Origin of the sequence: Pseudofrankia coriaricola, from assembly GCF_001854805.1 — a bacterium.
Lineage (GTDB): Bacteria > Actinomycetota > Actinomycetes > Frankiales > Frankiaceae > Pseudofrankia.
Window position 1 is genome coordinate 13,699 of the sequence record NZ_MBLO01000225.1, and the last position, 24,784, is coordinate 38,482.

General features: G+C 72.0%; 22 protein-coding genes. 9 read left to right on the top strand and 13 right to left on the bottom strand.

Annotated elements, in window-relative coordinates; translation table 11 throughout:
* Positions 1-233: 233 nt before the first annotated feature.
* Together dapC and fdxA are read right to left on the bottom strand one after the other, a co-directional pair.
* Positions 234-1,835 (bottom strand): succinyldiaminopimelate transaminase, encoded by a 1,602-nt coding sequence (gene dapC / locus BCD48_RS28100; protein WP_083419306.1) that lies wholly within the window; start codon positions 1,833-1,835, stop codon positions 234-236.
* Between the two features lie 210 nt (positions 1,836-2,045).
* Positions 2,046-2,369, bottom strand: coding sequence for a ferredoxin (fdxA, locus tag BCD48_RS28105; protein ID WP_071051409.1), 324 nt, complete (start codon positions 2,367-2,369; stop codon positions 2,046-2,048).
* Between the two features lie 3 nt (positions 2,370-2,372).
* On the opposite strand from fdxA, the gene BCD48_RS28110 reads away from it, so the two are divergent.
* Together BCD48_RS28110 and BCD48_RS28115 are read left to right on the top strand one after the other, a co-directional pair.
* Positions 2,373-2,729 (top strand): putative acetyltransferase, encoded by a 357-nt coding sequence (locus BCD48_RS28110; RefSeq protein ID WP_131804117.1) that lies wholly within the window; start codon positions 2,373-2,375, stop codon positions 2,727-2,729.
* A complete protein-coding gene (locus BCD48_RS28115; protein WP_071051411.1) occupies positions 2,726-3,604 on the top strand; it encodes a transglutaminase family protein in 879 nt (292 codons plus the stop codon). Before BCD48_RS28110 ends, BCD48_RS28115 begins: the two co-directional genes overlap by 4 nt.
* Here BCD48_RS28115 and BCD48_RS28120 read toward each other — a convergent pair.
* The 5 genes from BCD48_RS28120 to BCD48_RS28140 all read right to left on the bottom strand — a co-directional run bounded on the left by BCD48_RS28120 (position 3,601) and on the right by BCD48_RS28140 (position 9,412).
* The gene (locus BCD48_RS28120; protein ID WP_083419307.1) at positions 3,601-4,032 is read right to left on the bottom strand and encodes a DUF6113 family protein; all 432 of its coding nucleotides are present in this window, start codon (positions 4,030-4,032) and stop codon (positions 3,601-3,603) included. The two genes, BCD48_RS28115 and BCD48_RS28120, sit on opposite strands and share 4 nt — an antisense overlap.
* 170 nt (positions 4,033-4,202) lie before the next feature.
* Complete coding sequence (mshB, locus tag BCD48_RS28125) at positions 4,203-5,141, bottom strand: N-acetyl-1-D-myo-inositol-2-amino-2-deoxy-alpha-D-glucopyranoside deacetylase (protein ID WP_071051413.1); 939 nt, start codon at positions 5,139-5,141, stop codon at positions 4,203-4,205.
* On the bottom strand, positions 5,138-6,220 hold the full coding sequence (gene galE, locus BCD48_RS28130) for a UDP-glucose 4-epimerase GalE (RefSeq protein WP_198543424.1): 1,083 nt from the start codon (positions 6,218-6,220) through the stop codon (positions 5,138-5,140). Before galE ends, mshB begins: the two co-directional genes overlap by 4 nt.
* 248 nt (positions 6,221-6,468) lie before the next feature.
* Positions 6,469-8,466, bottom strand: coding sequence for a translational GTPase TypA (gene typA, locus BCD48_RS28135; RefSeq protein ID WP_274536586.1), 1,998 nt, complete (start codon positions 8,464-8,466; stop codon positions 6,469-6,471).
* Positions 8,467-8,833: 367 nt separating this feature from the next.
* Positions 8,834-9,412, bottom strand: coding sequence for a (deoxy)nucleoside triphosphate pyrophosphohydrolase (locus tag BCD48_RS28140; RefSeq protein WP_083419309.1), 579 nt, complete (start codon positions 9,410-9,412; stop codon positions 8,834-8,836).
* Between the two features lie 314 nt (positions 9,413-9,726).
* Between BCD48_RS28140 and BCD48_RS28145 the strand changes: the two genes are divergently transcribed.
* A complete protein-coding gene (locus BCD48_RS28145) occupies positions 9,727-10,881 on the top strand; it encodes a heparan-alpha-glucosaminide N-acetyltransferase domain-containing protein (protein ID WP_241842035.1) in 1,155 nt (384 codons plus the stop codon).
* Positions 10,882-10,887: 6 nt separating this feature from the next.
* Here BCD48_RS28145 and ychF read toward each other — a convergent pair whose 3' ends face one another.
* Entirely contained in the window at positions 10,888-11,964 is a 1,077-nt protein-coding gene (ychF, locus tag BCD48_RS28150) for a redox-regulated ATPase YchF (RefSeq protein ID WP_071051415.1), read from the bottom strand.
* 241 nt (positions 11,965-12,205) lie between these two features.
* Here ychF and BCD48_RS28155 point away from each other — a divergent pair, with 241 nt between their 5' ends.
* Complete coding sequence (locus BCD48_RS28155) at positions 12,206-13,615, top strand: DNA recombination protein RmuC (protein ID WP_083419310.1); 1,410 nt, start codon at positions 12,206-12,208, stop codon at positions 13,613-13,615.
* Positions 13,616-13,803: 188 nt separating this feature from the next.
* Positions 13,804-14,253 (top strand): DUF6542 domain-containing protein, encoded by a 450-nt coding sequence (locus BCD48_RS28160; RefSeq protein WP_241842036.1) that lies wholly within the window; start codon positions 13,804-13,806, stop codon positions 14,251-14,253.
* 49 nt (positions 14,254-14,302) lie between these two features.
* Here the strand turns inward: BCD48_RS28160 and glpX are convergent, their stop codons facing one another.
* The gene (gene glpX, locus BCD48_RS28165) at positions 14,303-15,289 is read right to left on the bottom strand and encodes a class II fructose-bisphosphatase (RefSeq protein ID WP_241842037.1); all 987 of its coding nucleotides are present in this window, start codon (positions 15,287-15,289) and stop codon (positions 14,303-14,305) included.
* A gap of 293 nt (positions 15,290-15,582) precedes the next feature.
* Between glpX and BCD48_RS28170 the strand changes: the two genes are divergently transcribed.
* A complete protein-coding gene (locus tag BCD48_RS28170) occupies positions 15,583-16,167 on the top strand; it encodes a DUF4245 domain-containing protein (RefSeq protein WP_083419322.1) in 585 nt (194 codons plus the stop codon).
* A gap of 45 nt (positions 16,168-16,212) precedes the next feature.
* On the opposite strand, the gene BCD48_RS28175 is transcribed toward BCD48_RS28170, so the two are convergent.
* Both BCD48_RS28175 and xseA read right to left on the bottom strand, forming a co-directional pair.
* Complete coding sequence (locus BCD48_RS28175) at positions 16,213-16,473, bottom strand: exodeoxyribonuclease VII small subunit (protein WP_083419311.1); 261 nt, start codon at positions 16,471-16,473, stop codon at positions 16,213-16,215.
* Between the two features lie 99 nt (positions 16,474-16,572).
* On the bottom strand, positions 16,573-17,901 hold the full coding sequence (gene xseA, locus BCD48_RS28180; protein WP_241842038.1) for an exodeoxyribonuclease VII large subunit: 1,329 nt from the start codon (positions 17,899-17,901) through the stop codon (positions 16,573-16,575).
* Between the two features lie 302 nt (positions 17,902-18,203).
* Here xseA and BCD48_RS28185 point away from each other — a divergent pair, with 302 nt between their 5' ends.
* From BCD48_RS28185 to sthA, 3 genes are all read left to right on the top strand, one after another.
* Positions 18,204-19,163, top strand: a complete 960-nt coding sequence (locus tag BCD48_RS28185; RefSeq protein ID WP_071051442.1) for a 4-hydroxy-3-methylbut-2-enyl diphosphate reductase — start codon at positions 18,204-18,206, stop codon at positions 19,161-19,163.
* Between the two features lie 245 nt (positions 19,164-19,408).
* A complete protein-coding gene (locus BCD48_RS28190; protein WP_071051417.1) occupies positions 19,409-20,800 on the top strand; it encodes a class II fumarate hydratase in 1,392 nt (463 codons plus the stop codon).
* A 260-nt stretch (positions 20,801-21,060) separates the two neighbouring features.
* The gene (sthA, locus tag BCD48_RS28195) at positions 21,061-22,470 is read left to right on the top strand and encodes a Si-specific NAD(P)(+) transhydrogenase (protein ID WP_071051418.1); all 1,410 of its coding nucleotides are present in this window, start codon (positions 21,061-21,063) and stop codon (positions 22,468-22,470) included.
* A gap of 154 nt (positions 22,471-22,624) precedes the next feature.
* Here sthA and BCD48_RS28200 read toward each other — a convergent pair whose 3' ends face one another.
* Complete coding sequence (locus BCD48_RS28200) at positions 22,625-23,779, bottom strand: serine hydrolase (RefSeq protein WP_071051419.1); 1,155 nt, start codon at positions 23,777-23,779, stop codon at positions 22,625-22,627.
* A gap of 200 nt (positions 23,780-23,979) precedes the next feature.
* Positions 23,980-24,780 carry a serine hydrolase gene (locus BCD48_RS28205; protein WP_241842039.1) on the bottom strand — a complete coding sequence of 267 codons (801 nt, stop codon included), beginning with the start codon at positions 24,778-24,780 and terminating at the stop codon, positions 23,980-23,982.
* Between the last annotated feature and the right edge of the window lie 4 nt (positions 24,781-24,784).

The window sequence follows — 24,784 nt, forward strand, 5'->3', positions numbered from 1 at the left end:
AGGGCCAAAGGAGGTGCGAAAATGCTCCTCCTTCGCACCTCCGGAGGCCCCCGTCCCAGAAGCACTAACGGGCCAAAGGAGGTGCGAAAATGCTCCTCCTTCGCACCTCCGGAGGCCCCCGTCCCAGAAGCACTGACGGGCAGATCTCCACGCCCACTCGGACCCACCCGAAAAGCCAGCAGCCGCGCGATCACCTGGTGATCACGCGGCTGCTGGCCGAGAACCGTCTGGCCTCAGCGGATGTCGGGCGGCTCCGCCGGCCAGGCGGGGTCGGGAGCCGGAGGGTTCCCGTAGGTGTCGGCGAGGCCGGCGATGTTGTCGAACACCGGTGGGCCCTGCCGGTTCCCCGCCTGACGACCGTCGGCCCGCTGGCCGGCGGCCGAGTGCCCCGTGTCGGGGCGCCCCAGGTCGGAATGCCCCAGGTCGGAGTGCCCTCGCTGGGTGTAGCCCGGCATCGTCGGCATCGCCCCCGGTCCCGGCTGCACCGGTCCCGGCTGCTGGCCATACCCCGGCTGCTGGCCAGGCTGGCCATATCCGGGCCGGGCCGGGCCGGGCGCGGGAGCGCCCTGTCCGTAACCGGGCACCGGCCTGGCCTGACCCGGCTGCTGCTGGCCGGCCTGCGGTGCGTGTCCGGCGGACGGGTACGCGTACCCACCAGTACGCAGGCCCCCCGTCGGCGGGCCGGTGCGCAGGCCCCCCGTGGGCGGGCCGGACGGCCGTGGCGGCGGCAGCATGGCCATCCGCTCGGGCACCGTCGCGACCTGGGCGTCCGGCGCGGTCAGCGCGACCCGGACATGCCGGCGGCCGGCCTCGCCGTAGAACGTGCCGGGCGCGACGAGCACGCCGACGCTGGCGAGGGCGTCCACCGTAGCCCAGGCGTCCTCCCCGCGGGTCGCCCACAGGTACAGCCCGGCCTCGCTGTGCTCGATCGTGAACCCGGCGACCGCCAGGGCCGCGCCGAGGACGGTACGCCGGTTGACGTACCGGGCCCGCTGGTCGGCCACGTGCATGTCGTCCGCGAGCGCCGCCGTCATCGCCGCCTGGACCGGGTCCGGCAGCATGAGACCCGCGTGCTTGCGGAGCTCGAGCAGCTCGCGGACCAGCACCGGGTCACCGGTGACGAACCCGGCGCGATAGCCGGCCAGGTTCGACCGCTTCGACAACGAGTGCACGGCCAGCAGGCCCTCGTGCGAGCCGCCGCAGACGTCCGGGTGCAGCACCGAGACAGCGCGGGACTCCCAGCCCAGCTCGATGTAGCACTCGTCGCTCGCGACGATCGCGCCGCGCTCCCGCGCCCAGGCGACGACCGCACGCATCTCGTCGATGCCCAGGCAGCGGCCGGTCGGGTTGGACGGGGAGTTGAGCCAGACCAGCGCCACTCCGTCCGCTGGCCCGTATACGGGCTCGCAGCGGGCGAGCAGCGCCCCGACCTCGTACGTCGGGTAGGCCGGCGTCGGCACCCAGACCCGGTCCCCAGGCCCCAGGCCGAGCTGGCCTGGGAGCTGGGCGACCAGCTCCTTGGTCCCGATCACCGGCAGCACCGCCGACGGGTCGACGAGCACCCCGAGCCGCCGGGCCAGCCAGCCCGCCGCCGCGTCGCGCAGCCCCGGGGTGCCCCACGTCAGTGGGTACCCCGGGGAGTTCGCCGCCGCGGCCAGCGCCTGCTGGACCACCGCCGGCACTGGGTCGACCGGCGTCCCGACGGACAGGTCAACCAGCCCGTACGGGTGCTGGCTGGCCTTCTCCTTGTACTGGGCAAGGAGATCCCACGGGAAGTCGGGCAGCCGCACCTTCGACCGGGCACGCCGGCCGGAGACCGCGGCGGGGTGTGGCATTCGGGAGGATCCCGGCGTCCCCGCTGGGCCGCTCAGTGCCACTGCTTCGCTCCGTCCGCAACGAACTCCGGCCCCGTCCTCGCTTCGCTCAGACGTGACCTCCGCTCGTTGCCTCCTGCGCTCAATGCCACGGCTGAGCTCCGTCCGCAACGAGCTCCGGCCCCGTCCTCGCTTCGCTCAGACGTGACCTCCGCTCGTTGCCTCCTGCGCTCAGTGCTCGCCCTGCGGCGCCAACGCGGCCACCACAGGCGGGTCGTAGTCCAGAGCTCCGACCTTGGACGCGCCGCCAGGCGAGCCCAGTTCCTCGAAGAAGTTCGCGTTGATGTCGGTGTACGGCTTCCACTGCTCGGGCACATCGTCTTCGTAGTAGATGGCCTCAACCGGGCAGACTGGCTCGCATGCACCACAGTCGACGCACTCGTCAGGCTGGATGTAGAGCATCCGACCGCCTTCGTAGATGCAGTCGACCGGGCACTCCTCGATGCAAGCCCTGTCCTTGACATCGACACAGGGCTCGGCGATGACGTAGGTCACCGGATGTTCCTCCTCGGCTCACGGGCGACTGATTCCTTAGTATCGACCTCGACCGTTCCGTGTCGACAGCAAGGGCGTTCGCTGGTCGTGTATGTCGTCCGCATCACTCGGGCCGACATCGGCGCGCGGGTCGTGATCCGGCGCCGCATCGCGGGGCCGGTGCCGCTGACGGACGTTATCGGAACCCTCCAGGCATGGACAGCCGGGGTCTTGACCATCGCGCACGCAAACGGCGAGATCATCAGCATTCCGGAGGACGATCTCATCGCGGCCAAGGTCATTCCCCCGCCCCCCATAAGGGGAGCACAGCGGGGTCGGCGACAGGATCCGGACGCCCAGGATGTGGAGGCCCGCCCATGAGCGCCCGCAGCCGAGCCCAGTTCGCCGATGTCGTGCGCCAGACACCGATCGATCTCGCGCTCGCCTGTCAACTGATCGCGTCCGAGGCCGAGCCGGACGCGGAGGCCGCCGACGTGCCCGGCGCACTGGACCGGCTCGCGGACGAGGCGCGCCCGGTGCTCGTGGCCAAGACCACACGCGCCACGGCCGCCGGCGCCACCCCCGGCGGCTCCGCCGAGGAGCTACCGGCCGGGCAGGACCCGATCGACGCCGCCGAGGCGCTGCACGAGTCACTCGGCCTGCGCGCCGGGTTCGCCGGCCGCGAGAGCGACTACGACGACCTGCGGGCCTCTCTGCTGCCGGCGGTGCTGCGCCGCCGGCACGGCCTGCCGATCATGCTCTCGGTCATCTGGCTGGAGGTCGCCTCACGGCTCGGCGTGCCGGCCTACCCGGTCGGGCTGCCCGGTCACATGGTGGTCGCGCTCGGCACCCCGCGGGAGTACGTCCTCGTCGACCCGTTCACCGGCGGCCGGCGGATCACCGTCCACGACGCGGCGGCCCGTGTCCGGGCCGCCGGGGTGCCGTTCAGCCGCGCTCAGCTCGCGCCGATGAGCTTCGAGGACCTGCTCGCCCGGGTGCTCGGCAACATCCGGGTGCTGGCCGCCCGCTCCGACGCCACCGCGACCCGGCTGTGGGCGGTCGAGCTGTCCCTGCTGCTCCCCCACCACCCGGCGAGCCTGCGCCGTGAACGCGGCGAGCTGCTGATCCGTCGCGGTGACTTCCTCAACGGCGCGACCGACCTGGTCACCTTCGCCGACGCGGTCGAGGTCGCCGAACCCACCGCCGCCGCGGCGGCCCGCTCCGCGGCCATCTCCGCCCGCGCCCGCCTCAACTAGCGCGGGAGGGGGAAGGCGGTCAGGCCGCGGCGGCTGGGGCGCACGACGGCCACCAGGATGGGTGCCAGCACACCGATGGCCAGAAAAAGGTAGGCGGTGGACGAGGAGCGCAGCATCAGGTCACCCTCGGCGCGGGACGAGCCGAGCGCGAGCACGACCGGCGCCCAGCCGACCAGCATGATGCACGCGCCGAGCCGGGTCCCCGTCAGCCAGCGCACCAGCATCGGGACGCCGACGTTGCCGACGACGACGAGCAGCAGGCCGAGGGAGAGCAGCGTGTCACCCAGCCGCGGGCCGGCCGGCACGGCGGCCACCCCGTAGACACCCAGGACGACGCCCGCGAGCAGGCCGAACGCGTAGGCGCCGCCGAGGAAGAGCCGGGATGGCTCCGCCGGCTCGACGACCGACAGGCTGCCGAGCCCCGTCACCCTCGCCGCCACCGAGTCGGCCAGACCGCCCGCGCCGCCCGCGCCGGGCCCACCAGGCGTCGGTTGGCGCGGACCTGGGCTGGGACGAGGCATACGTCGACAGTAGCGCCGGGGCGCGCGTCGTCCCGCCGCCGGGCGCGACAGGGCGCGAGGCGGCGGCGACGGTGCGGCTAAGGCTCGAGGCCCGCGAACAGATCGGCCTCGTGGCCGACGTCGCCAGCGGCCGCGGCACCGCTGGCAGGCCCCGGAGTGCCCCGGGTGAGGACGTAGTGGTCGATCCCGAAGGCCTCCCGGCCGACGCCGTCGGCCAGCGCGAAGAAGAAGCCGTCGACGGCGATCTGGGTCCGATGCGCCCGCATCGCCGCGATCTTCGCCGAGAGGAACTCCGGCGCCTCGACCTGGGTCGTGATCTGCTCGTCCGGCACGCCCATCGGGATGTCGTCGGCGCTCGTCGCCCCGTGGAACGGGCTGTTCTCGTCCTCGGCGAAGTACTCGACGCCGCGTTGCACGAACGACTTCGGCACCGCCGTCTCGTACAGCTTCGACGGCGCCCACGGCGCCCCCGCCTCCGGGGCGAAGGCCGGGTCGGCCGCGGCGGTGAACGCGGCGACCGTGATCTGATGCGCCCGGATGTGGTCGGGGTGGCCATAGGCGCCGTTGGCGTCGTAGCTGACCAGCACCTGCGGGCGCACCTCCCGCACGACCCTTACCAGCTCGACCGTCGCCTCGGTGAGGTCCGCCTGCCAGAGGCAGCGCGGGTCGTCGTTGCCGGGGGTGCCCATCATCCCGCTGTCCCGGAACCGGCCGGCGCCGCCGAGAAACCGGTGGTCCGCCAGGCCCAGGGCGGCGCAGGCCCGCTCCAGTTCGCCGATCCGGTAGCCGCCCAGCTGGTCGCCCAGGTCGCTGCGCAGGTTCACCAGCTCGGGGGCGAGCACCTCGCCGAGCTCACCGAGGGTGCAGGTGACCAACGTCACATGGGTGTCGGGACGCGCGGCGTACGCGGCGATCGTGATCCCGGTACCGATCACCTCGTCGTCCGGGTGGGCGTGGACGAACAGCACCCGGCGCGGCGGCGTTCCCGCCAGCCCGGTCGCTGGCGTCTCGCTCATGCGCCGGGCCCGTCGTAGCCGCCGGGGTTGCGCCGCTGGAACTCCCAGGCGTCCCGGCACATCTCGTCGAGGCCGCGGCGGGCGCGCCAGCCGAGCACGCCGATGGCGTGCGTCGGGTCGGCGACCAGTTCGGCGACGTCGCCGGCGCGTCGAGCGACCACCTGGTACGGCAGCGGCCGTCCGCAGGCGACGCTGAACGCGTCCAGCAGCTGCCGCACCGACGTCCCGGTGCCGGTACCGAGATTGACGGCCCGGAAGCCCGCGGCGTCGCCGATGTGCTCAAGCGCCGCGCGGTGGCCTTCGGCGAGGTCCATGACATGGATGTAGTCGCGCACGCCGGTGCCGTCCGGGGTCGGGTAGTCGTCGCCGAACACCGACAGGTACTCCCGCCGACCGACGGCGACCTGCTGCAGGTAGGGCATCAGGTTGTTCGGGATCCCGCGCGGGTCCTCGCCGAGCAGCCCGGACGGGTGGGCACCGACCGGGTTGAAGTAGCGCAGCGCCATGACCTGCCAGTCCGGCTCGGCGGCGCACAGATCGGCCAGGATCTGCTCGCACATCCACTTGGTACGCGAGTAGGGGTTCGTGGGGCTGACAGGAGCGTCCTCCCGGATCGGGAGGACGTCGACATCGCCGTGGATCGAGCAGGACGAGGAGAAGACCAGCCGACGAGTGCCATGCTCGCGCATCACCTCGACGAGGCGCAGCGTCGCGTTGATGTTCGTGTCGTAGTACTCGACCGGCATCGTCACCGACTCGCCGACCGCCTTGCGCGCGGCGAAGTGGACGACCGCCGCGACGGGTGTCGTGGCGAACAGCTTGCCGAGCGCGGCGACGTCGCGGACATCCCCTTCGACGAACTCCAGCCTGTCGGCCGCGCTGCCCGCTACCTCTCGGATCCGGTCCAGGGCCCGCGGCGAGCTGTTGACGAAGCTGTCGACCCCGATCACCCGGTAGCCGGCCGTCAGCAGGTCCACGCACGTGTGCGACCCGATGAACCCAGCCGCCCCCGTCACCAGCACCGTCTCACCTGGCGTCGCGCTCACTGTGTTTCGGGTTCGCTCCGTCGCCGCACTCATCGCCCCCCCATCCGTCGCATTCGCGCCGAACGGGGCCCCTGCTCGGCCTCGTCCTCGTTCCTCGGACGAGACCTCCGCTCGCTTGCTCCTGCGCTCACGGACCACCCGTCTCCTTGGTATGGAGTCCGGCGGCGTCCTCGCGCGCCGGACGGCGTCGATGTCCGACCCCGACCGTACCGGCCGGACGCTACGCCCTAGGGACATCCCACGCGGGAAGGTCGCTTCGCGACCTTCCCGCCAGCGGCGCCTTAGACGGCCGCCCGGCGGCGGGAGCGGAGCTTCTCGCGGTCGGCGGCTGCGAGGGCGACCTTGCGGATCCTGACAGTCGCCGGGGTGACCTCGACGCACTCGTCCTCGCGGCAGAACTCCAGCGCCTGCTCCAGGGTGAGCTGTCGGTTCGGGGTCAGCCGGACCAGCTCGTCGCCGGTCGACGAGCGCATGTTGGTGAGCTTCTTCTCCTTGGTCGGGTTGACGTCCATGTCGTCCGCCCGGGAGTTCTCACCGACGATCATGCCCTCGTAGACGTCGGTCATCGGGGGAACGAACATCGTGCCGCGCTCCTGCAGGTTGAACAGGGCGTAGGCGGTCGTCGGGCCGGAGCGGTCGGCGACCATCGAGCCGGTCGCCCGGGTGCGCAGCTCGCCGAACCAGGGCTCGTAGCCCTCGAAGACGTGGTGCAGCAGGCCGGTACCCCGGGTCTCGGTGAGGAACTCGGTGCGGAAGCCGATCAGGCCCCGGGCGGGCACCAGGTACTCCAACCGGATCCAGCCGGTGCCGTGATTGATCATCTGCTCGAGGCGGCCCTTGCGCACGGCGAGCAGCTGGGTGAGGGTGCCGAGGAACTCCTCGGGCGCGTCGATCGTGAGCCGCTCGACCGGCTCGTGCACCTTGCCGTCGACCTCCCGGATGACGACCTGCGGCTTGCCGACGGTGAGCTCGAAGTCCTCCCGGCGCATCAGCTCGACCAGGACGGCGAGCTGCAGCTCGCCACGGCCCTGCACCTCCCAGGTGTCCGGGCGCTCCGTCGTCAGCACCCTGATCGACACGTTGCCCACGAGCTCCGCGTCGAGGCGCGCCTTGACCAGGCGGGCGGTGAGCTTCTTGCCGGACTTGCCCGCAAGCGGCGAGGTGTTCACGCCGACGGTCATGCTGATCGACGGCTCGTCGACGGTGATCACCGGCAGCGGGCGCGGGTCCTCGGGGTCGGCCAGCGTCTCACCGATGGTGATGTCCGGGATGCCGGCGATGGCGATGATGTCGCCCGGGCCCGCCTTCTCGGCCGGGGAGCGCTCAAGGGCCTGGGTCATCAGCATCTCGCTGACCTTGACCCGCTCCTGGGTCCCATCGGCGCGGCAGAGCATCACCTGCTGGCCGCGGTGGATCGTCCCGTTGTGCACCCGGCACAGCGCGAGCCGGCCCAGGTAGGGCGAGGCGTCCAGGTTCGTGACCAGCGCCTGCAACGGCGCGCCCTCGATGTAGGTGGGCGTCGGGATGGTCTCCAGTAGCAGGTCGAACAGCGGCTTGAGGTCCGGGGAGTCCGGGCTGTCACCGTCGGCGGGACGGGTGGTCGATGCCCGGCCGGCCTTGGCGTTGCAGTAGATGATCGGGAACTCGATCTGCTCCTCGTCGGCGTCGAGGTCGAGGAACAGTTCGTAGGTCTCGTCGACTACCTCGGCGATCCGGGCGTCGGAACGGTCGACCTTGTTGATGACGAGGATCACAGGCAGCCGGGCGGCGAGCGCCTTGCGCAGCACGAACCGGGTCTGCGGCAGCGGGCCCTCGCTCGCGTCCACGAGCAGCAGCACGCCGTCCACCATCGCCAGGCCCCGCTCGACCTCGCCCCCGAAGTCGGCGTGGCCAGGGGTGTCGATGATGTTGATCGTGGTGTCGCCGTAACGGACCGCGGTGTTCTTCGCGAGGATCGTGATGCCCTTCTCGCGCTCCAGGTCCATCGAGTCCATGACCCGGTCGGTGAGGTCCTCGCTCGCATGCGCGCTGAAGGCGCCGGACTGGCGCAGCATCGCGTCGACCAGGGTGGTCTTGCCATGGTCGACGTGGGCGATGATCGCGATGTTGCGAAGGTCGGCGCGGCCGCGGACGACGCCGGTGGACTCGGCGCTGGTGGGCTCGGTGCTGGTCAGCACGGTGGTGGGCTCCGGGGCGGACAGGGGGTGCTCGACCCCGAGATGATCGTTACGAGGAACGCCCGGATCCGATGACGGTGGCGCGCAACCACGGTCCCTCATGTCATGGTCCGTCGGTCCGGCGCCCGCCAGGCGTGCCGACAGCCCGGGCGGATCCAACTAGTCCGGCCGCGGGCGTCCGTTCCATCGTACGGACTCGCGCGGGGGCATTACGCCGCGCGAGAGCCTGGACACCCACCCGCCGACGAGATTTCAACAACAGTACGACGCACGGCCCCGCGCGGAGAGGAACCGAAAGGGGACGAGCGCGCGGGACGACAGGCGGACAGAGGAACCGTGCCGGGTCGGCCGACGCCGGTCACCGCGGCCTGACTGGCCGGTCGGCGCGGGCCAGAGCGCGCGACGATGGCGACGCCGCGCGAACCCGCTAGTGCCCGCGGACCGGTCACCCAGCAGGTCGGACAGCGGGTCAGACCGCGGGGAAGACCAACGGCTCCGGTTCGAGAAGGCGCCGACGCAGGGCATCGACGAGCGGCAGATCGGCGGGCAGCCAGCTGACGTCCCCCAGCTCCGCGACGGACAGCCAGCGCAGTTCGCCGCCCTCGACCGCGCGCGGCGTACCGGAACAGATCCGGCCGAACCACACGCGCAGCCGCCAGCCGGGGCTCGCGAGCTCGACCTGGCCGAGCACCGGGCCAGCCTCGATCTGGACGTCGAGCTCCTCGCGGCACTCGCGTTCCAACGCCTCCAGCTCGTCCTCACCCGGCTCGACCTTGCCGCCGGGGAACTCCCACATCCCGGCGTAGGCCGGCGGCGACGTCCGCCGCGCGGCCAGCACCCGGCGCTGGCCGTCCAGCAGCGCGACCGCCACCACCAGTCGCCCGCGGCCCGCACGGACGTCCCCGGGACCAGCGGCCGCGCTGGTCACTGGGGCTGTCGGAACCGGCGCGTCGGCTCGCGGCGGCCGCCCGACCCCGGCGTGGCGCGTCTGGAGCCCACCACTCGGCGCGGTGCCCGGCGCGGAGCCGGCATCCAGCTCGGGTTCCATACCTGGTGACTTTCCCAGATCGCCGGGGCACCACGGGTAGCGACCCTCGCCCAACCGGACCAATGGCCCAACCACGGCGACGGTCGCGGTCAGGCAGCACCGGACGGTTCTCGGTCGTTCAGGGGCAGCGGCCCCGATGTCGGCACGCGCGCGATCTCATCGGAGCGGTCCGGTGGTCATCGCGGACGGCAGGCTGAGAAGGTGTTCGCATGTCGGACTTGTCGCGACGGCCAGGTCGTGCCGTGGTGGAACGGCCGGCGCCAGACGCGCCCGGGAACGGGGCCCCGGGCCCGACGCGAGGACGGATCGTCGGGGTGGACGCGGCCCGCGGCGCGGCGCTGCTGGGAATGGTCGCGACGCACGTCATACCGCCGCTCGACGCGCAGGGCCGGCTTACCACGGCGCACCTGGTCGCGGCCGGGAGGGCGGCCGCGGCGTTCGCCGTGCTCGCCGGCGTGGCGCTCACGCTGGTGACCGCCCGGGCCGCCCACCCGCGTACCTCGACCTTCGCCCGAGCGGTGTGCATCGGCGCCATCGGCCTGGCGCTCGGCCTGACGAGCACGCCGGTCGCCGTGATCCTGCCGTACTACGCGGTGTTCTTCGTGCTGGCGCTGCCACTGCTGCGGGCTCCCCGATGGGTGCTCGCCGTGGTCGCGGCGAGCGCGCTCCTCGTCGAGCCGGTACTGAGCCAGCTGGTCCGCCCGCATCTGCCCGAGCCGCTGATGAGCAACCCGTCCTTCGACGATCTGGTCGTCTCGCCGTGGCGGCTCGCTCTGACGATCCTGCTGAGCGGCTACTACCCCGCGCTGGCCTGGATCGGATACCTCTGCGCCGGCATGTTCGTCGGCCGGCTCGACCTGCGCCGGACGCGGGTCGCCGGCCTGCTGCTCGGCACGGGCGCGGCGGTGGCGGTGGCGGCCTCGGCGCTGTCGTGGCTGCTGCTCGGCCCGCTCGGCGGGCGCGACGCACTGCTGGCCACGAGCTCGGTGCTTCCGGGCGTCGGCCCGATCGCGCCCAGCGAGGTCCCGTCCCTGCTCGAGGGCGGGCTGTATGGCAGCACGCCCACGCAGTCCTGGTGGTGGCTCGCCGTCGACACCCCGCACACATCCGCGCCGCTCGATCTGCTGCACACCACCGGCACGGCCGTGGCGCTGCTCGGCGCCGCCCTGCTCGTCGCTCGGCTCGGTGCCGCCGCGGCGGTCGTGATCTGGCCGCTGGCCGCGGTGGGCTCGATGACGCTGACCTGGTACACCCTGCACGCGTGGGTGCTCTCCACCGAGCTGCCGCGGGGTGACAGCTATGCCTGGCTCTACCTCCAGCAGGTGATCCCCATGCTGGTCCTCGCGTCGCTCTGGCGCCTGACCGGCCGCCGGGGCCCGCTGGAGGCGGTCATCTCGGCACTAGCCCGCCGGGCGTCCGCGCAGCACTCACCCGGCTCGCCGGCCCCACCGCGCGCGTCGTCCGCCTGAGCCGCCCTAAACGTTGAAACGGAAGTCGACGACGTCACCATCGGCCATGACGTAGTCCTTGCCCTCCATGCGGACCTTGCCGGCCGCTCGGGCCGCGGCCATCGAGCCCCTGGCCATCAGGTCGCCGAAGGAGACGATCTCGGCCTTGATGAAGCCACGTTGGAAGTCGCTGTGGATGACACCCGCGGCCTCGGGAGCCGTGTCGCCCTTCCTGATCGTCCAGGCGCGGGCCTCCTTGGGGCCGGCGGTCAGGTAGGTCTGCAGGCCGAGGGTGTGGAAGCCGATCCTGGCCAGCGCCGTCAGGCCGCTCTCGCTCTGCCCCAGCGATGCCAACAGCTCGGCGGCGTCGTCCTCGGGCAGCTCCAGCAGCTCCGCCTCGACCTTGGCGCACAACACGACGGCATCGGCGGGCGCGACGAGGCTCGCGAGCTCCTTGTGCCTGGCTTCGTCAGCGAGGGCGTCCTCGTCGACGTTGAAGACGTAGAGGAACGGCTTCGCGGTGAGGAGGAAAAGCTCGCGCAGCAGGGCAAGGTCGATCGACGGCGCGGCCGACAGGGGCCGTCCCTCGTCGAGGACCGCCCTCGCCGCCTCCACGGCGGCCAGCATCGCCTGCTTGGTCTTGTCGAGCTTGGCTTCCTTCGCGAGCCGGGGCAGCCGGTTGTCGATGGTCTGCAGGTCGGCGAGGATCAGCTCGGTATTGACGGTGGCGATGTCGTCCGCCGGGTCGACCCGGCCTTCGACGTGCACCACGTCCGGATCGGAGAACACCCGCACCACCTGGCAGACGGCGTCCGACTCACGGATGTTGGCGAGGAACTTGTTGCCGAGGCCCTGTCCTTCGGAGGCACCGCGCACCAGGCCGGCGATGTCGACAAAGCTGACGGTGGCCGGCACGATCCGCTGGCTGCTGTACAGCTTGGCGAGCTGCGCGAGCCGGGGGTCGGGCACCCCGACGACCCCGACGTTCGGCTCGATCGTCGCGAAGGGGTAGTTGGCGGCCAGCACGTCGTTGCGGGTCAACGCGTTGAACAGCGTCGACTTCCCGACGTTGGGCAGCCCGACGATGCCGATCGACAGACCCATGCCTTGAGTTTACGGATCGGACGCTCCGCGCCCGATCCTGTCGGGCGCTGCGCGCCCTCTTCACGTGGTCCTGAGCACAGGCCCATGGCGATGGTCGGGCTGGGCCCAGGTCGGCGAGGTGGTCGCGTTGGCACAGCGCCAATGCACGGTCACTGTCGGTGGCCGGGCTGCACGACTGGCTCGCCAGAACAACGTCACGCCCTGCCTGGGGGTTGTCGGACCTGGATGGTTGGCTGTGCGCATGGACGCGTCGGGGGTGCTGTTCGCGCTCGTCTGCCTGGTGTTCGGCGCGGGGGGCGGCTACCTCGTGGGCAGGCAGGCCGGGGCGCAGCGAGCGAACGCCGACGTCGCCGGTCTGCGGACCGCGCTGGAGTACGAGCGCAAGTCGGCCGGCGAGCGGGTCGCGCTCGTCGAGCAGAGCCAGCGGCGCCTGGCCGAGACGTTCCAAGCGCTGTCCTCGCGGGCGCTGGAGGGAGCCAGCCGACAGTTCCTGGACCTGGCCGCCGCCCGCTTCGACGAGGCCGGCACCCGCGCACGTGGCGACCTCGACATGCGGCACGTCGCCGTCGAGAACCTGGTGACGCCGCTGCGCGAGACGCTCGCGCGGATGGAGGAACGGCTGCGCGAGCTGGAGACCGCCCGCACCGACGCCTACGCCACGCTCGTCGAGCAGGTGCGGGCCACCCGCGAGGCCTCCGACGCGCTGCGCACCCAGACCGCGCAGCTGGTGACCGCGCTGCGCAAGCCGCAGGCACGCGGCGCCTGGGGTGAGCTGCAGCTGCGCCGCGTCGCCGAGGTCGCCGGCATGCTGGCCCGCTGCGACTTCACGGAGCAGCACACCGTCACCGGTGACGAGGGAGAGACGACCCAGCGGCCGGACATGGTCGTTCACCTGGTCGGCGGGCGCAGCATCGTGGTCGACTCCAAGGTCCCCATGGCCGCGTTCCTCGAGGCGGCCGAGGCGGCCGAGGACGCGGTGCGGGCCGAGCGGCTGGCCGCGCACGCCAGGCACCTGCGCACGCACGTGGACCAACTGGCGTCAAAGGCCTACTGGCGCCGGATGGACTCGCCGGAGTTCGTCGTGCTGTTCGTCCCGGCCGAGGCCTTCCTGGCACCCGCGCTCGACCACGACCCTGGCCTGCTGGAGTACGCCGCCGGCAAGGGCGTGGTGCTCGCCACGCCGACGACGCTCATCGCGCTGCTGCGCACCGTCGCCTACGCCTGGACGCAGGACGCGCTGACCACGCGGGCCAAGGAGGTCTACGAACTCGGCCGCGAGCTGTACGCCCGGCTCGGCACTCTGGGTGAGCACGTCGACAGGCTCGGCGCGTCGCTGGGGCGGGCAGTGAAGGACTACAACGCGGCCGTCGGGTCGCTGGAGGGCCGGGTGCTGGTGTCGGCTCGCCGACTGGCCGGGCTGGAGGTCGTCGAGGAGGAGCTGGCCAGCCCCAAGCCCGTGGAGGTGGGCGTCCGCCCGCTGACGGCCGCCGAGCTCGTGGCCGAGCCCGGTGGGCCAGAACCGCTAGAAGAGCTGGACCTCGAGGGGCTGGAGCTGGTGTCGTCGGCGCCCTTCGCGACGCCGGCGGACACCGCCGGCGCGGCAGCCGCCCAGGCGGCTTCGCCGAGTACCGGAGCCCCCACGGAGAGTTGAAAAGGCCGGTGGCTGGTACAGCCGCGAACTATCGTGCTGACGCATTCTTAAACCTGGGGCGGTACCTTGCCCACGTGAGTCTGCCCGACCGGCAACCCGCCGGCCCCCGCGGTCGCCCCGACCGGCCACGCGGACCGGCCGACCGTCCCCCCATCGGACGGCGTCGCCCGACCCTGCAGCCGACGACGGTGATCAGCGACAACCGTCGGGGGCTCACCGCCTTCGGCGCGTCACTGGTCGTACTGATCATCGGCGCGGTCGGCGCGGCCGCCGACGTGGCCGTCTTCGGGCATCTCGGCTGGATCTTCGGCGTGCTGTTCGTCTCGGCCTGCGCCGCGAGCACGTTGCGCACGCATGTGGACGACCTGGTGGGAGTCGCCATCATGCCGCCGCTGGTCTATGCGGCGATCACCGCCGGGGTCGGTTTCCTGCATCCGGCGACCGGCAGCGACGGCGGGCTCAAGACGAAGGCCATCGACATCGGTTCCGAACTGATCCTGCGAGCGCCGAGCCTCCTGACCGCCGAGCTGTTGGTGATCATCATCGCGCTGGTCCGCGCCCGCCGGGCGGCGGTGGCACGCCGCGAGCGCGCCCGCGCGATGGCGGCCAGCCGAACCCGCCGCGACGGCCGGCCGTAGCGCAGATCTGAGCCAGCCAGGTGGCCGACCCGCGAGCGATCCGCGCGGGTTAGAACGGGACCGTTGAATAGGCCTGAAGCTTGGTGAGCTGGTGCTGGCTGTCCACGCGGCGGATGGTGCCGCTGCGCGAACGCATGACCAGCGACGACGTGCTCGCGCCGCCCGGCCGGTAGCGCACCCCGGCGAGCAGCTCGCCGTCGGTGATGCCGGTGGCGACGAAGAAGACGTTGTCGCTGTTCACCAGGTCGCCCGTGGTCAGCACCCGGGTGGTGTCGTGGCCCGCGTCCTCGACCTTGCGTCGCTCGTCGTCGTCGCGAGGCCAGAGACGGCCCTGGATCACGCCGCCGAGGCAGGTCACCGCGCAGGCAGTGATGATCCCCTCCGGGGTGCCCCCGACCCCGAGCAACAGATCGACACCGGTGTCCGCGGAGGCGGCCATCACGGCGCCGGCGACGTCGCCGTCCGAGATCAGCTTGACGCGCGCGCCCGTCGCCCGGATCTCGTCCACCAGCGTGGCGTGCCGCGGCCGGTCGAGCACGACGACGGTGACGTCGCGCGGGAGGATGCCCTTGGCCTTTGCCACCGCACGGACGTTGTCCTCCACGGAGGCGTCGATGTCGACGACCGCGGCGGCCTCCGGGCCTGTCACGAGCTTGTCCATGTAGAAGCAGACGCTCGCGTCGTACATCGTGCCGCGCTCGCTGACGGCCATCACCGAGACGGCGTTGTTCATGCCCTTGGCCGTCAGCGTCGTGCCGTCCACCGGGTCGACGGCGACGTCGCACTCGGGGCCCTCGCCCGAGCCGACCTCCTCGCCGTTGAACAGCATCGGGGCCTCGTCCTTCTCGCCCTCCCCGATGACGACCACGCCACGCATGGAGACGGTGCCGACCAGCCGGCGCATCGCGTCGACGGCGGCGCCGTCGGCCCCGTTCTTGTCGCCGCGGCCCACCCAGCGGGCGGCGGCGAGCGCGGCGGCCTCGGTCACCCGGACCAGTTCTAGCGCCAGGTTGCGGTCGGGTGCCTGGCCTTGCACGGCAAGCGGTTCGGGGACTGCGCTGCTGTCATGTGCCACAGCAGAAGACTAGTTCGCGGGCTCCGTCGCCGCCCGCGGTTGTGACCGCCGTCCGGTCCCGCCACGAGGCGCGGCGGCGGGCGGGCGCGGCGCGCGAAAACGGGCGCGGGCGGCCGTCATGCCCCCTCCGCACGGCGGCCGCCCACGCGTCACGTCCGACGCCTTGCTTGCCCGGAAGGTTGCGCCGGCCGGTGAGTGTCGGGCGCCACGCTCCCCCGGTCGTTGACCGCCAGGCCGACCAGCATCATGGGGGCGTGGCACGTAAGCGTGGTCAGGAGACCATTCGGGACATGACGCTCTCGCTCGCCGTCGTCATGGCGGGCGTCTTCGCCTTCGTCTTCTTCGTTCTCCCACGCGGCGACGACGAGCAGGCGGTCAAGGTCGTCGACAACGCCGCCGTGTCGGTCACCTCGTTCGCCCGGCAGGCCCCTTACCAGGTGCTCGCGCCGTCCGGCCTGGCCCAGGACCTGTGGAAGCCCACGTCCCTGCGGGTCCAGGCCCCCGGCGCGGTTCAGGGCGCCGACACCGACCTCGCGGTGCTGACCATCGGCTACGTGGTCGACCGCAAGGGCCACCGGACGTTCGCTCGTTACGAGGTGAGCAACGCGCCGGACGCCGTGCAGCGCCTGCTCGGCAACCGCCCGGTAACCGGGCATCGCGCGATCGCGGGCGAGACCTGGGACGAACGCCGCGACGACGACGGCCATCTGGCACTCACGCGCACGGCCGGCGGCTCCATCGTGATCGTCGACGACGGTGACGGCTCCGGCGGCGCGAGCCCCGCGGACCTCGATGCGCTCGCCGCCTCGGTGCGCCTGGTCTCGACGGCCTCCTCCTGACCGCCCCGGGACCGCGCCCGCCGGCCCGCGGAAGGCCACCCGCCGTCAGAGTGGCGAGCGGCCCGGGCCGGGCGCGGGCTCGGCGGCGGCGATGCGGGCCCGGGCGCCCTCGAGGAGGGCCTGGCAGGTTCTGGCCAGTTCCTCGCCACGTTCCCAGAGGGCCAGCGACTCCTCGAGGGTGACCCCGCCCGCCTCCAGCCTGCGTACGACGTCCTCCAGCTCCGCGCGGGAGTCCTCGAACGTGGGCCCGCCGCCGGCGGGCCCGCCAGGCCGCACGGCGGCCTGCTCTGTGTTCGGCTCGGTCAAGCGGGGCTCCTCAGTCTGCGTTCCTGGATGTGAATCGGCGGGTGCCGGCCGCCACGCGCCGGGTGGTCGGCTGCCGGCTGACCCGGCTGGCTGGCCGGGTCAGGGAACGGGGTCCGGCGCCGGGTCCAGGCCTCGTGGAGGGGGCGGCGTCGGCGCGGGGCCTGGCACCGCCGCCCCCCGCGCCGAGGAGGCCGGGGCCGCCTCGCCGCCGGCGGCGAGGCCGGTGACGACCGCTCCGAACGAGCCCCCCGCGACCCGGATCCGCAGTGCCTGGTCCGCGGTGAGCGCCGCCGGGTCCCGGACGATGGCGCCGCCCGCCGCGTCCTGCACGAGCGCGTAGCCGCGATCGAGGGTCGCCGCCGGGGAGAGGGCACGCAGGCGGGCGGTGGCGTGGGTGAGATCGCGGCCCGCGACGTCGACGGCGTGCGTCACGCAGCGGCGCGCCCGCCGGGCGAGCGCGTCCACGGCCTCCGCCCGCCGGTCCAGCTCCCGGTGCGGCGCGGCGAGCACCGGCCGGCCGCGCAGGTCGGCGAGCGCGCGGCGTTCCCGCTCGACTCGCTGGTCGACCACCCTGCGGGCGCGGGCGCGCAGCTGCGCGACGATCGCCGCCTGCTCCGCGACGTCGGGCACCACCCGCTTGGCGGCATCCGTCGGGGTGGAGGCGCGCACGTCGGCGACGTAGTCGAGCAGCGGGCTGTCCTGCTCGTGCCCGATCGCGGACACCACGGGAGTGCGCGCCGCGGCGACCGCGCGCAGCAGCGCCTCGTCGGAGAACGGCAGCAGGTCCTCCAGCGAGCCACCGCCCCGGGCGATCACGATGACCTCCACCTCCCGGTCGGCGTCGAGCTCGCGCAGGGCGTCGATGACCTGACCGGCGGCGAGCGCCCCCTGCACGGCGACCTCGCGGGTGACGATCCGCACCGCGGGCCAGCGGCGCCGGGCGTTCTCCACGACGTCGCGCTCGGCGGCGCTCGCCCGGCCGGTGATCAGCCCGACCGCCGTCGGCAGGAACGGGAGCCGGCGCTTGCGGGACGCGGCGAACAGCCCCTCGGAGGCGAGCAGCTGGCGCAGCGCCTCCAGCCGGGCGAGCAGCGCGCCCACGCCGACCGGCCTGATCTCGAAGACGTCCAGCGACAGGGTGCCCCGCCCGGCGTAGAACGACGGCCTGCCCCACACCACCACCCGCGCGCCGTCGACCAGCGCCGGCCCCACGGCGTCGCACACCGCTCGCGCGCAGGTGACCTGCAGCGAGACGTCCGCGACCGGGTCGCGCAGGGTCAGGAACACCGTGTTCATCCCGGGCCGGCGGGAGATCTGGGTCACCTGCCCCTCGACCCAGACGCGCCCGAGCCGGCTGATCCAGTCGCCGAGCGCGCGGGACACCGTCCGCACCGGCAGCGGCTGTTCGGGACTCGATGTCAACGCCACGCCCGCACGGTAGGACATACCGACGGGCAGGTCCCGGCCCTGGGCCCCCGGGCGCGTGGCCTCGGCACGGTTTTCGACCTGGTGACGGCATGTTCCCAGGTATGCCTTGCTCATCACACTGCCGGCCCGCCGTGGCACGACGCGCCGTCGACCGGCCGACACCCCCGTCCGGAACTCTTGTCCGCCCAGGCCGCTGACCAGGCACGACAGGCGGAAGCACTGAGTAGGACGGATGCCGGCAACGCGTGACGCACCTACGGCCGGTCTTCCCGCCGGGCCCGCGCCGCGTAGACTGCCGGGACATGGGGCGGGTCCTGCTGGCCAAGCCGCGCGGCTACTGCGCCGGTGTCGATCGAGCGGTTCAGACCGTGGAGAAGGCACTGGAGCTGTACGGCGTTCCGGTATACGTGCGTAAGCAGATCGTGCACAACGCTCACGTTGTCAAGACGTTGGAGGCGAAGGGTGCGATCTTCGTTGAGGAGACGGAAGAGGTGCCGCACGGCGCTACCGTCGTGTTCTCCGCGCACGGGGTAGCACCCACCGTGCACGAGGAGGCGACGGAGCGGAAGCTGCGCACCATCGACGCCACATGTCCGCTGGTGACCAAGGTGCATCACGAGGCGCGCCGGTTTGCCCGTGAGGACTACGACATCCTGCTCATCGGCCACGAGGGCCACGAGGAGGTCGTCGGCACCACAGGGCAGGCGCCGGACCGGATCCACCTGGTCGACGGCCCGGAGGACGCCGCTGGGGTGGCGGTGCGTGACCCCAAGCGGGTCGCCTACCTCTCCCAGACGACGCTCTCGGTCGACGAGACCATGGAGACGGTGGAGGCGCTGCGCGAGCGGTTCCCGCACCTGACGGGGCCACCGAACTCGGACATCTGCTACGCGACCCAGAACCGCCAGGTGGCGGTCAAGGAGATCTCTCAGGCGGTCGACCTGATCCTGGTCGTCGGCTCGCCGAACTCGTCGAACTCGGTCCGCCTGGTCGAGGTCGCGCTCGACGCCGGCGCGCCGGCCGCGTACCTCGTCGACAACAGCGAGCAGGTACAGGAGCAGTGGCTCGACGGTGTGGAGACCGTCGGCGTCACCAGCGGCGCCTCAGTGCCGGAGGAGCTCGTCACCGAGCTGATGACCTGGCTCGCCGAGCGGGGCTTCAACGACGTGGACGAGGTCACCGCGATGGAGGAGCACCTCCTGTTCGCCCTGCCGCCGGAGCTGCGCCGCGACATCCGCTCCAAGGAGCGCGCCGCCGGCTGAGCAGCGCGACGTCCGCCCGCAACGACTCGTACACAGGGCCGCTGGTCTGTCGCCGCCGCGCGATGGCCTGGCGGCCCTGTGTGTTTTTGGTGCCGGGTGTCTGGCGCTGGCGACGATCGCGGCCACATCTCCTGACCCTGCCCGGGCCAGACTCGTTAGCCTGCGGGAAGTACCCGCGTCGCCTACCCGCGCATCGTGGCGGTCGAACGGCGGCGACCGGCTGAGGACGAGGAGCACCGAGCGGCATGACCGAGCAGGAGTACCGGATCGAGCACGACAGCATGGGGGACGTTCGGGTCCCGGCCGACGCGAAATGGCGCGCACAGACCCAGCGCGCGGTCGAGAACTTCCCAGTGTCCGGGCAGCGCATCTCGCGGGCGCACATCGCGGCCCTCGCTCGGATCAAGGCGGCGGCCGCGACGGTCAACGCCAAGCTCGGAGTGCTGGACGGCGAGATCGCCGAGGCGATCGTCTCGGCGGCCACCGAGGTCGCCCGTGGCGACTGGGACGACCACTTCCCCCTGGACGTGTTCCAGACCGGTAGCGGCACCTCGTCGAACATGAACACCAACGAGGTCATCGCGACGCTCGCCACCGAGCGGCTCGGTCGGCCGGTGCACCCGAACGACCATGTGAACTGCTCGCAGTCGTCGAACGACGTGTTCCCGTCGTCGATCCACGTCGCCGCGACCCAGGGAATCGTCGCCGAGCTGATCCCGGCACTGGAGCACCTGGCGGCGTCGCTGTCGCGTAAGAGCGAGCAGTTCGCCGATGTGGTCAAGTCCGGGCGTACGCATCTGATGGACGCGACCCCGGTCACCCTGGGCCAGGAGTTCGGCGGCTACGCCGCGGCGGTGCGCCTCGGCATCGAGCGGCTGAACGCGGCGCTGCCGAGGATTGGCGAGCTGCCGCTGGGCGGCACCGCCGTGGGCACCGGGATCAACACCCCGCCCGGTTTCTCCGCGACCGTCATCTCCGAGCTCGCGGCGAGCACCGGACTGCCGCTGACCGAGGCGCGCAACCACTTCGAGGCGCAGGCCTCCCGGGACGGCCTGGTCGAGGCGTCCGGTGTGCTGCGGGTCATCGCGTTGTCGCTCTACAAGATCTCCAACGACCTGCGCTGGGCGTCCTCCGGCCCGCGCGCGGGCCTCGGCGAGATCCACCTGCCCGACCTGCAGCCCGGCTCGTCGATCATGCCCGGCAAGGTCAACCCGGTCATTCCCGAGGCGGTCTGCCAGGTGGTCGCCCAGGTCGTCGGCAACGACGCGGCTGTGGCGTTCGGCGGCTCGGCCGGCAACTTCGAGCTGAACGTGATGCTGCCGGTGATCGCCCGCAATCTGCTGGAGTCAATTCACATCCTGTCGACGATCAGCCAGCTGTTCGCCGACCGCTGCATCGACGGCGTCGAGGCGAACGTCGAGCGTTGCCGCCGGTATGCCGAGTCGTCGCCGTCGATCGTCACGCCGTTGAACAAGTACATCGGCTACGAGGAGGCGGCGAAGGTCGCCAAGCTGTCGCTCGCCGAGGAGAAGACGATCCGCGAGGTCGTGCTGGAGCGCGGCTACGTCGACGCCGGCAAGCTCACTCTGGAACAGCTCGACGCCGCCCTCGACGTCCTCTCCATGACCCACCCGTAGCCCTCCCGACCGGTCCTGGCTTTCAAGGACCGGTGGAGGGACTTGTCCGCCGGGCGGGGAACGGCCTTAGCCGTTCCCCGCCCGCCGCGGCTTGGCCGCTGCCCGCCGTTGGTGTCGCCGATGGAACCGCGGCGGAAAAATGCGGGTAACAACCCCGGCAGTGTGGCCGTTTTTCCCGTTCAGTCTGGATACTCTCGGCACGCGCGCACACGGGGCCGGCTGACACGGGCCCGGGGCGGGGTCGCTGAGGGGGAGCCCGAATGTTCGACTATGACGTCCTGGTCATCGGGTCGGGGCCGGGCGGCCAGAAGGCGGCGATCGCCGCCGCGAAGCTCGGCCGGCGCGTGGCGATCGTCGACAAGCGCGACATGATCGGCGGCGTCTGCATCAACACGGGCACGATCCCCTCGAAGACACTGCGCGAGGCGGTCCTCTACCTCACCGGCCTTTCGCAGCGCGAGATGTACGGCCAGAGTTACCGGGTCAAGGACGACATCACCGTCGGCGACCTGTCGGCCCGCACGCAGCATGTGATCAGCCGCGAGATCGACGTCATCCGCAGCCAGCTCTCCCGCAACCACGTGACGGTCGTGACCGGGATGGCGAAGTTCCTCGACCCGCACACGCTTTCCGTGACCGGGCCGGACGGTCTCGAGGTGCGCCGGGTCTCGGCAGAGAAGATCATCATCGCCACCGGCACTCGGCCGGCGCGGCCGGACTCGGTGGCCTTCGACGGCCGCACCGTCGTCGACAGCGACCAGATCCTCAACCTTGACCGCATTCCCGGCTCGATGGTCGTCGTCGGCGCGGGCGTCATCGGTATCGAGTACGCCTCGATGTTCGCCGCGCTCGGGACGAAGGTCACCGTCGTCGAGCGCCGCGAGCGGATGCTCGACTTCTGCGACCTTGAGATCGTCGAGGCCCTGAAATACCACCTGCGTGACCTGGCTGTGACGTTCCGGTTCCGCGAGGCCGTGGTCTCCGTCGAGCGGCACAACGGCGGCACGCTCACCCTGCTGGAAAGCGGCAAGAAGATCCCGGCCGACACGGTGATGTACTCCGCCGGCAGGCAGGGCCTTACCGACGCGCTCGGGCTCGAAGCGGCGGGGCTCGCCGCCGACGGCCGCGGCCGCATCAAGGTCGGCAGCGACTTCCGCACCGAGGCCGATCACATCTACGCCGTCGGTGACGTCATCGGTTTCCCCGCGCTCGCGGCGACGTCGATGGAGCAGGGCAGGCTCGCCGCCTACTCGGCCTGCGGCGAGGAGGTGCACACGCTACGTGCCGACCTGATGCCAATCGGTATCTACACGATCCCGGAGATCTCCTACGTGGGGAAGACCGAGGACGAGCTGACGGAAAGCTCGATCCCGTTCGAGGTCGGCATCGCCCGCTACCGCGAGCTCGCCCGCGGCCAGATCGTCGGCGACTCCTACGGCATGCTCAAACTGCTGGTCAGCCCGGACGACCACAAGCTGCTCGGCGTCCACGTCTTCGGCACCGGTGCCACCGAGATCGTGCACATCGGCCAGACTCTGATGGGCTGCGGCGGCACCATCGACTATCTCGTCGACAGCGTCTTCAACTACCCGACGCTGTCCGAGTCCTACAAGGTCGCCGCGCTGGACGCCATGAACAAGATGCGCGCCGTCGCCCGCTTCAGCGGCTGAGGCCCGATCGCCGGAAACCGAGCCGGCGCGCCGCTCGCGGCCGCCATCGCGGCCGCCATCGCGGCCGTTGTCGCGGCCGCCATCGCGGCCGTTGTCGCTGTCGGGCGGAGGCGCGAGCGGCCGGTCCCTCCCTTTGTCCCGACGCGTGGCGCGGTCAGGATGCCGGCGGCGCGTTCGGGTCCGGGGCGACGGGAACGTACTGCCAGGCCAGGCGGGACAGGCCCGAGATGGTCTCGACGCCGATGGCCATGGTTCGGCTGTCGCGGGTGTAGGCGGCCATGATGTAGTCCTTGCCGGCGCCGTGCACGTGGGCGAGGCTGTTGATCACCCAGCCGCCGCCGTAGGGCAGCCAGCCATTCTTGATCTCTACCGACACGCCGGCCGGCACGCCGGCGGTCAGGCCCCAGCGCTGCGACGGGATGACCGTGTCCAGCAGGCCGGTGGCGGTCGCCATGGCGTTCGGGGACAAGCCCGAATCCGGATAGGAGACGGCCCGCAGCACGCGAAGCTGGTCGTAGGCGGTCGTCTTGGTCAGCCCCCAGGCCCCGCTCCGGCCGGCCGTGGTCGCGGTCATTCCTAGCCCGCGGAAGAACGCGTTCATCCCACTCTGCGCGCCGGCCGCACGCCATAGCGCGCTCGCCGACCCGTTGTCGCTGATGGAGATCATCGGCCTGGCTAGCCGCAGCTGCCCGGCCGTGAGCTGGCCGCTCTCGCCGGTCTTCGTGAGTAGCGCCGTCAGGATGTCGAGCTTGACCGTGCTGGCGGTCTCCCAGCCGTTCCGGGCGGAGTTCGTGACGTCCACGGTCAGTCCGGTGGCCCGGTCGTACAGGGCGACGCTGACGGCCCCGGGGCGCGTGGCCAGGTAGGAGCGGAACTCCGCCGCGAGGACAGGCGCGAACGACGGGTCCGGTTCAGCCGCGGCCGGCGGGCCGCTCGCGGTCGTCGGCGGCGCCGACCCGGCCGGCGCCAGCTCCCAGGTCGCCGCCGGGGATGCTGACGCGGATGTCGGCCCGGTCGGCCCGGTCGGCCCCGTCGGCGCGGTCAGTACGGCCGGCACGGCGGTCGGAGCCGGGGGCGTCGCGCCGGCCGATGTCGCACTGCCCGATGTGGCGCCGCCCGGTGTCGCGACCGCGAAGTCGATGCCGAAAATCCCCGCGAGCACCGAGTCGTCGGGGGCGTCCGTCGACCTCGTCGGCGCGGCCCGCTCGACGACGGCGGCGGTGGGCGGCGCGGCGTCGTCGAGCGCCGCCGCGGTCGCGGCCGTGGTGAAGGGCGGGACGCCGACGGCCGCGAGCGCGGCGACCCCCACGGCGGCCGTCAGGCCAGCCAGCCGCGAGCGAGAACGCGCCCGCGCGCGGCGACGGCGAGCCGACCGGCCGGAAACCATGACCGAATTTGTATGCATCTCCGGCTACGCGCGATGTTTCGAATAGTTACAAATGCCTCAACTCTTCGCGGCCTCCGACGGTCGGCGGTGCCTCCGCGCGCGGAGGCACCGCCGAGATCGCGTCAGGCCGCCGGCACTGTCGACCAGGCGAGGCGAGACAGGCCAGAGATGGTGTTGATGCCCGTCTGCTCGGTCGCACTGTTGCGCGTGTAGACGGCCATGACATAGTCCTTGCCGGCCCCGTGCACGTGGGCAAGGCTGTTGACCACCCAGCCGCCGTCATAGGGCAGCCAGCCGTTCTTGAGCTGGAGCCGGACACCTGTCGGCACGCCCGCGGTCAGGCCCCAGCGCTGCGCCGGGATGACCGTGTCCAGCAGGCCGGTGGCCGTGGCCCGCGCGTTCGAGGACAGGACCGCGCCCGGGTAGGAGACCGCGCGCAGGACCTTGAGCTGGTCCAGGGCGGTGGTTTTCGTCAGGCCCCACTTGCCGCCGGCCCCGGCCGCCGTCGAGGTCATCCCGAGCCTGCGGAAGAACGCGTTCATCCCGCTCCGCCCGCCGGCCTGGTTCCACAGGGAGCTGGCCGCCACGTTGTCGCTGACCGAGATCATCGGCTTCGCCAGCTTCAGCTGCGCGGCCGTGAGTTTTCCGTTCTGCCCAGTTTTCGAGAGCAGGTCGGTCAGAATGTCCAGCTTTACCGTGCTCGCCGTCTCCCAGCCAGTACGGGGTGATTTGGTGACGTAGACGGTCCGGCCGCTGCGCCGGTCAAAGAGGGCGACGCTGACGGAACCCGGCCTGGTCGCGAGGTAGGAACGCCACTTCGCGGCCAGCGCGGAGGTGAACGACGACGTCGTCGCCGCCGAGGCCGCGTTGGCCACCGGACCGGCCGCGACCAGCGCGATGGCGATGATCCCAGCACTGATCAAACCA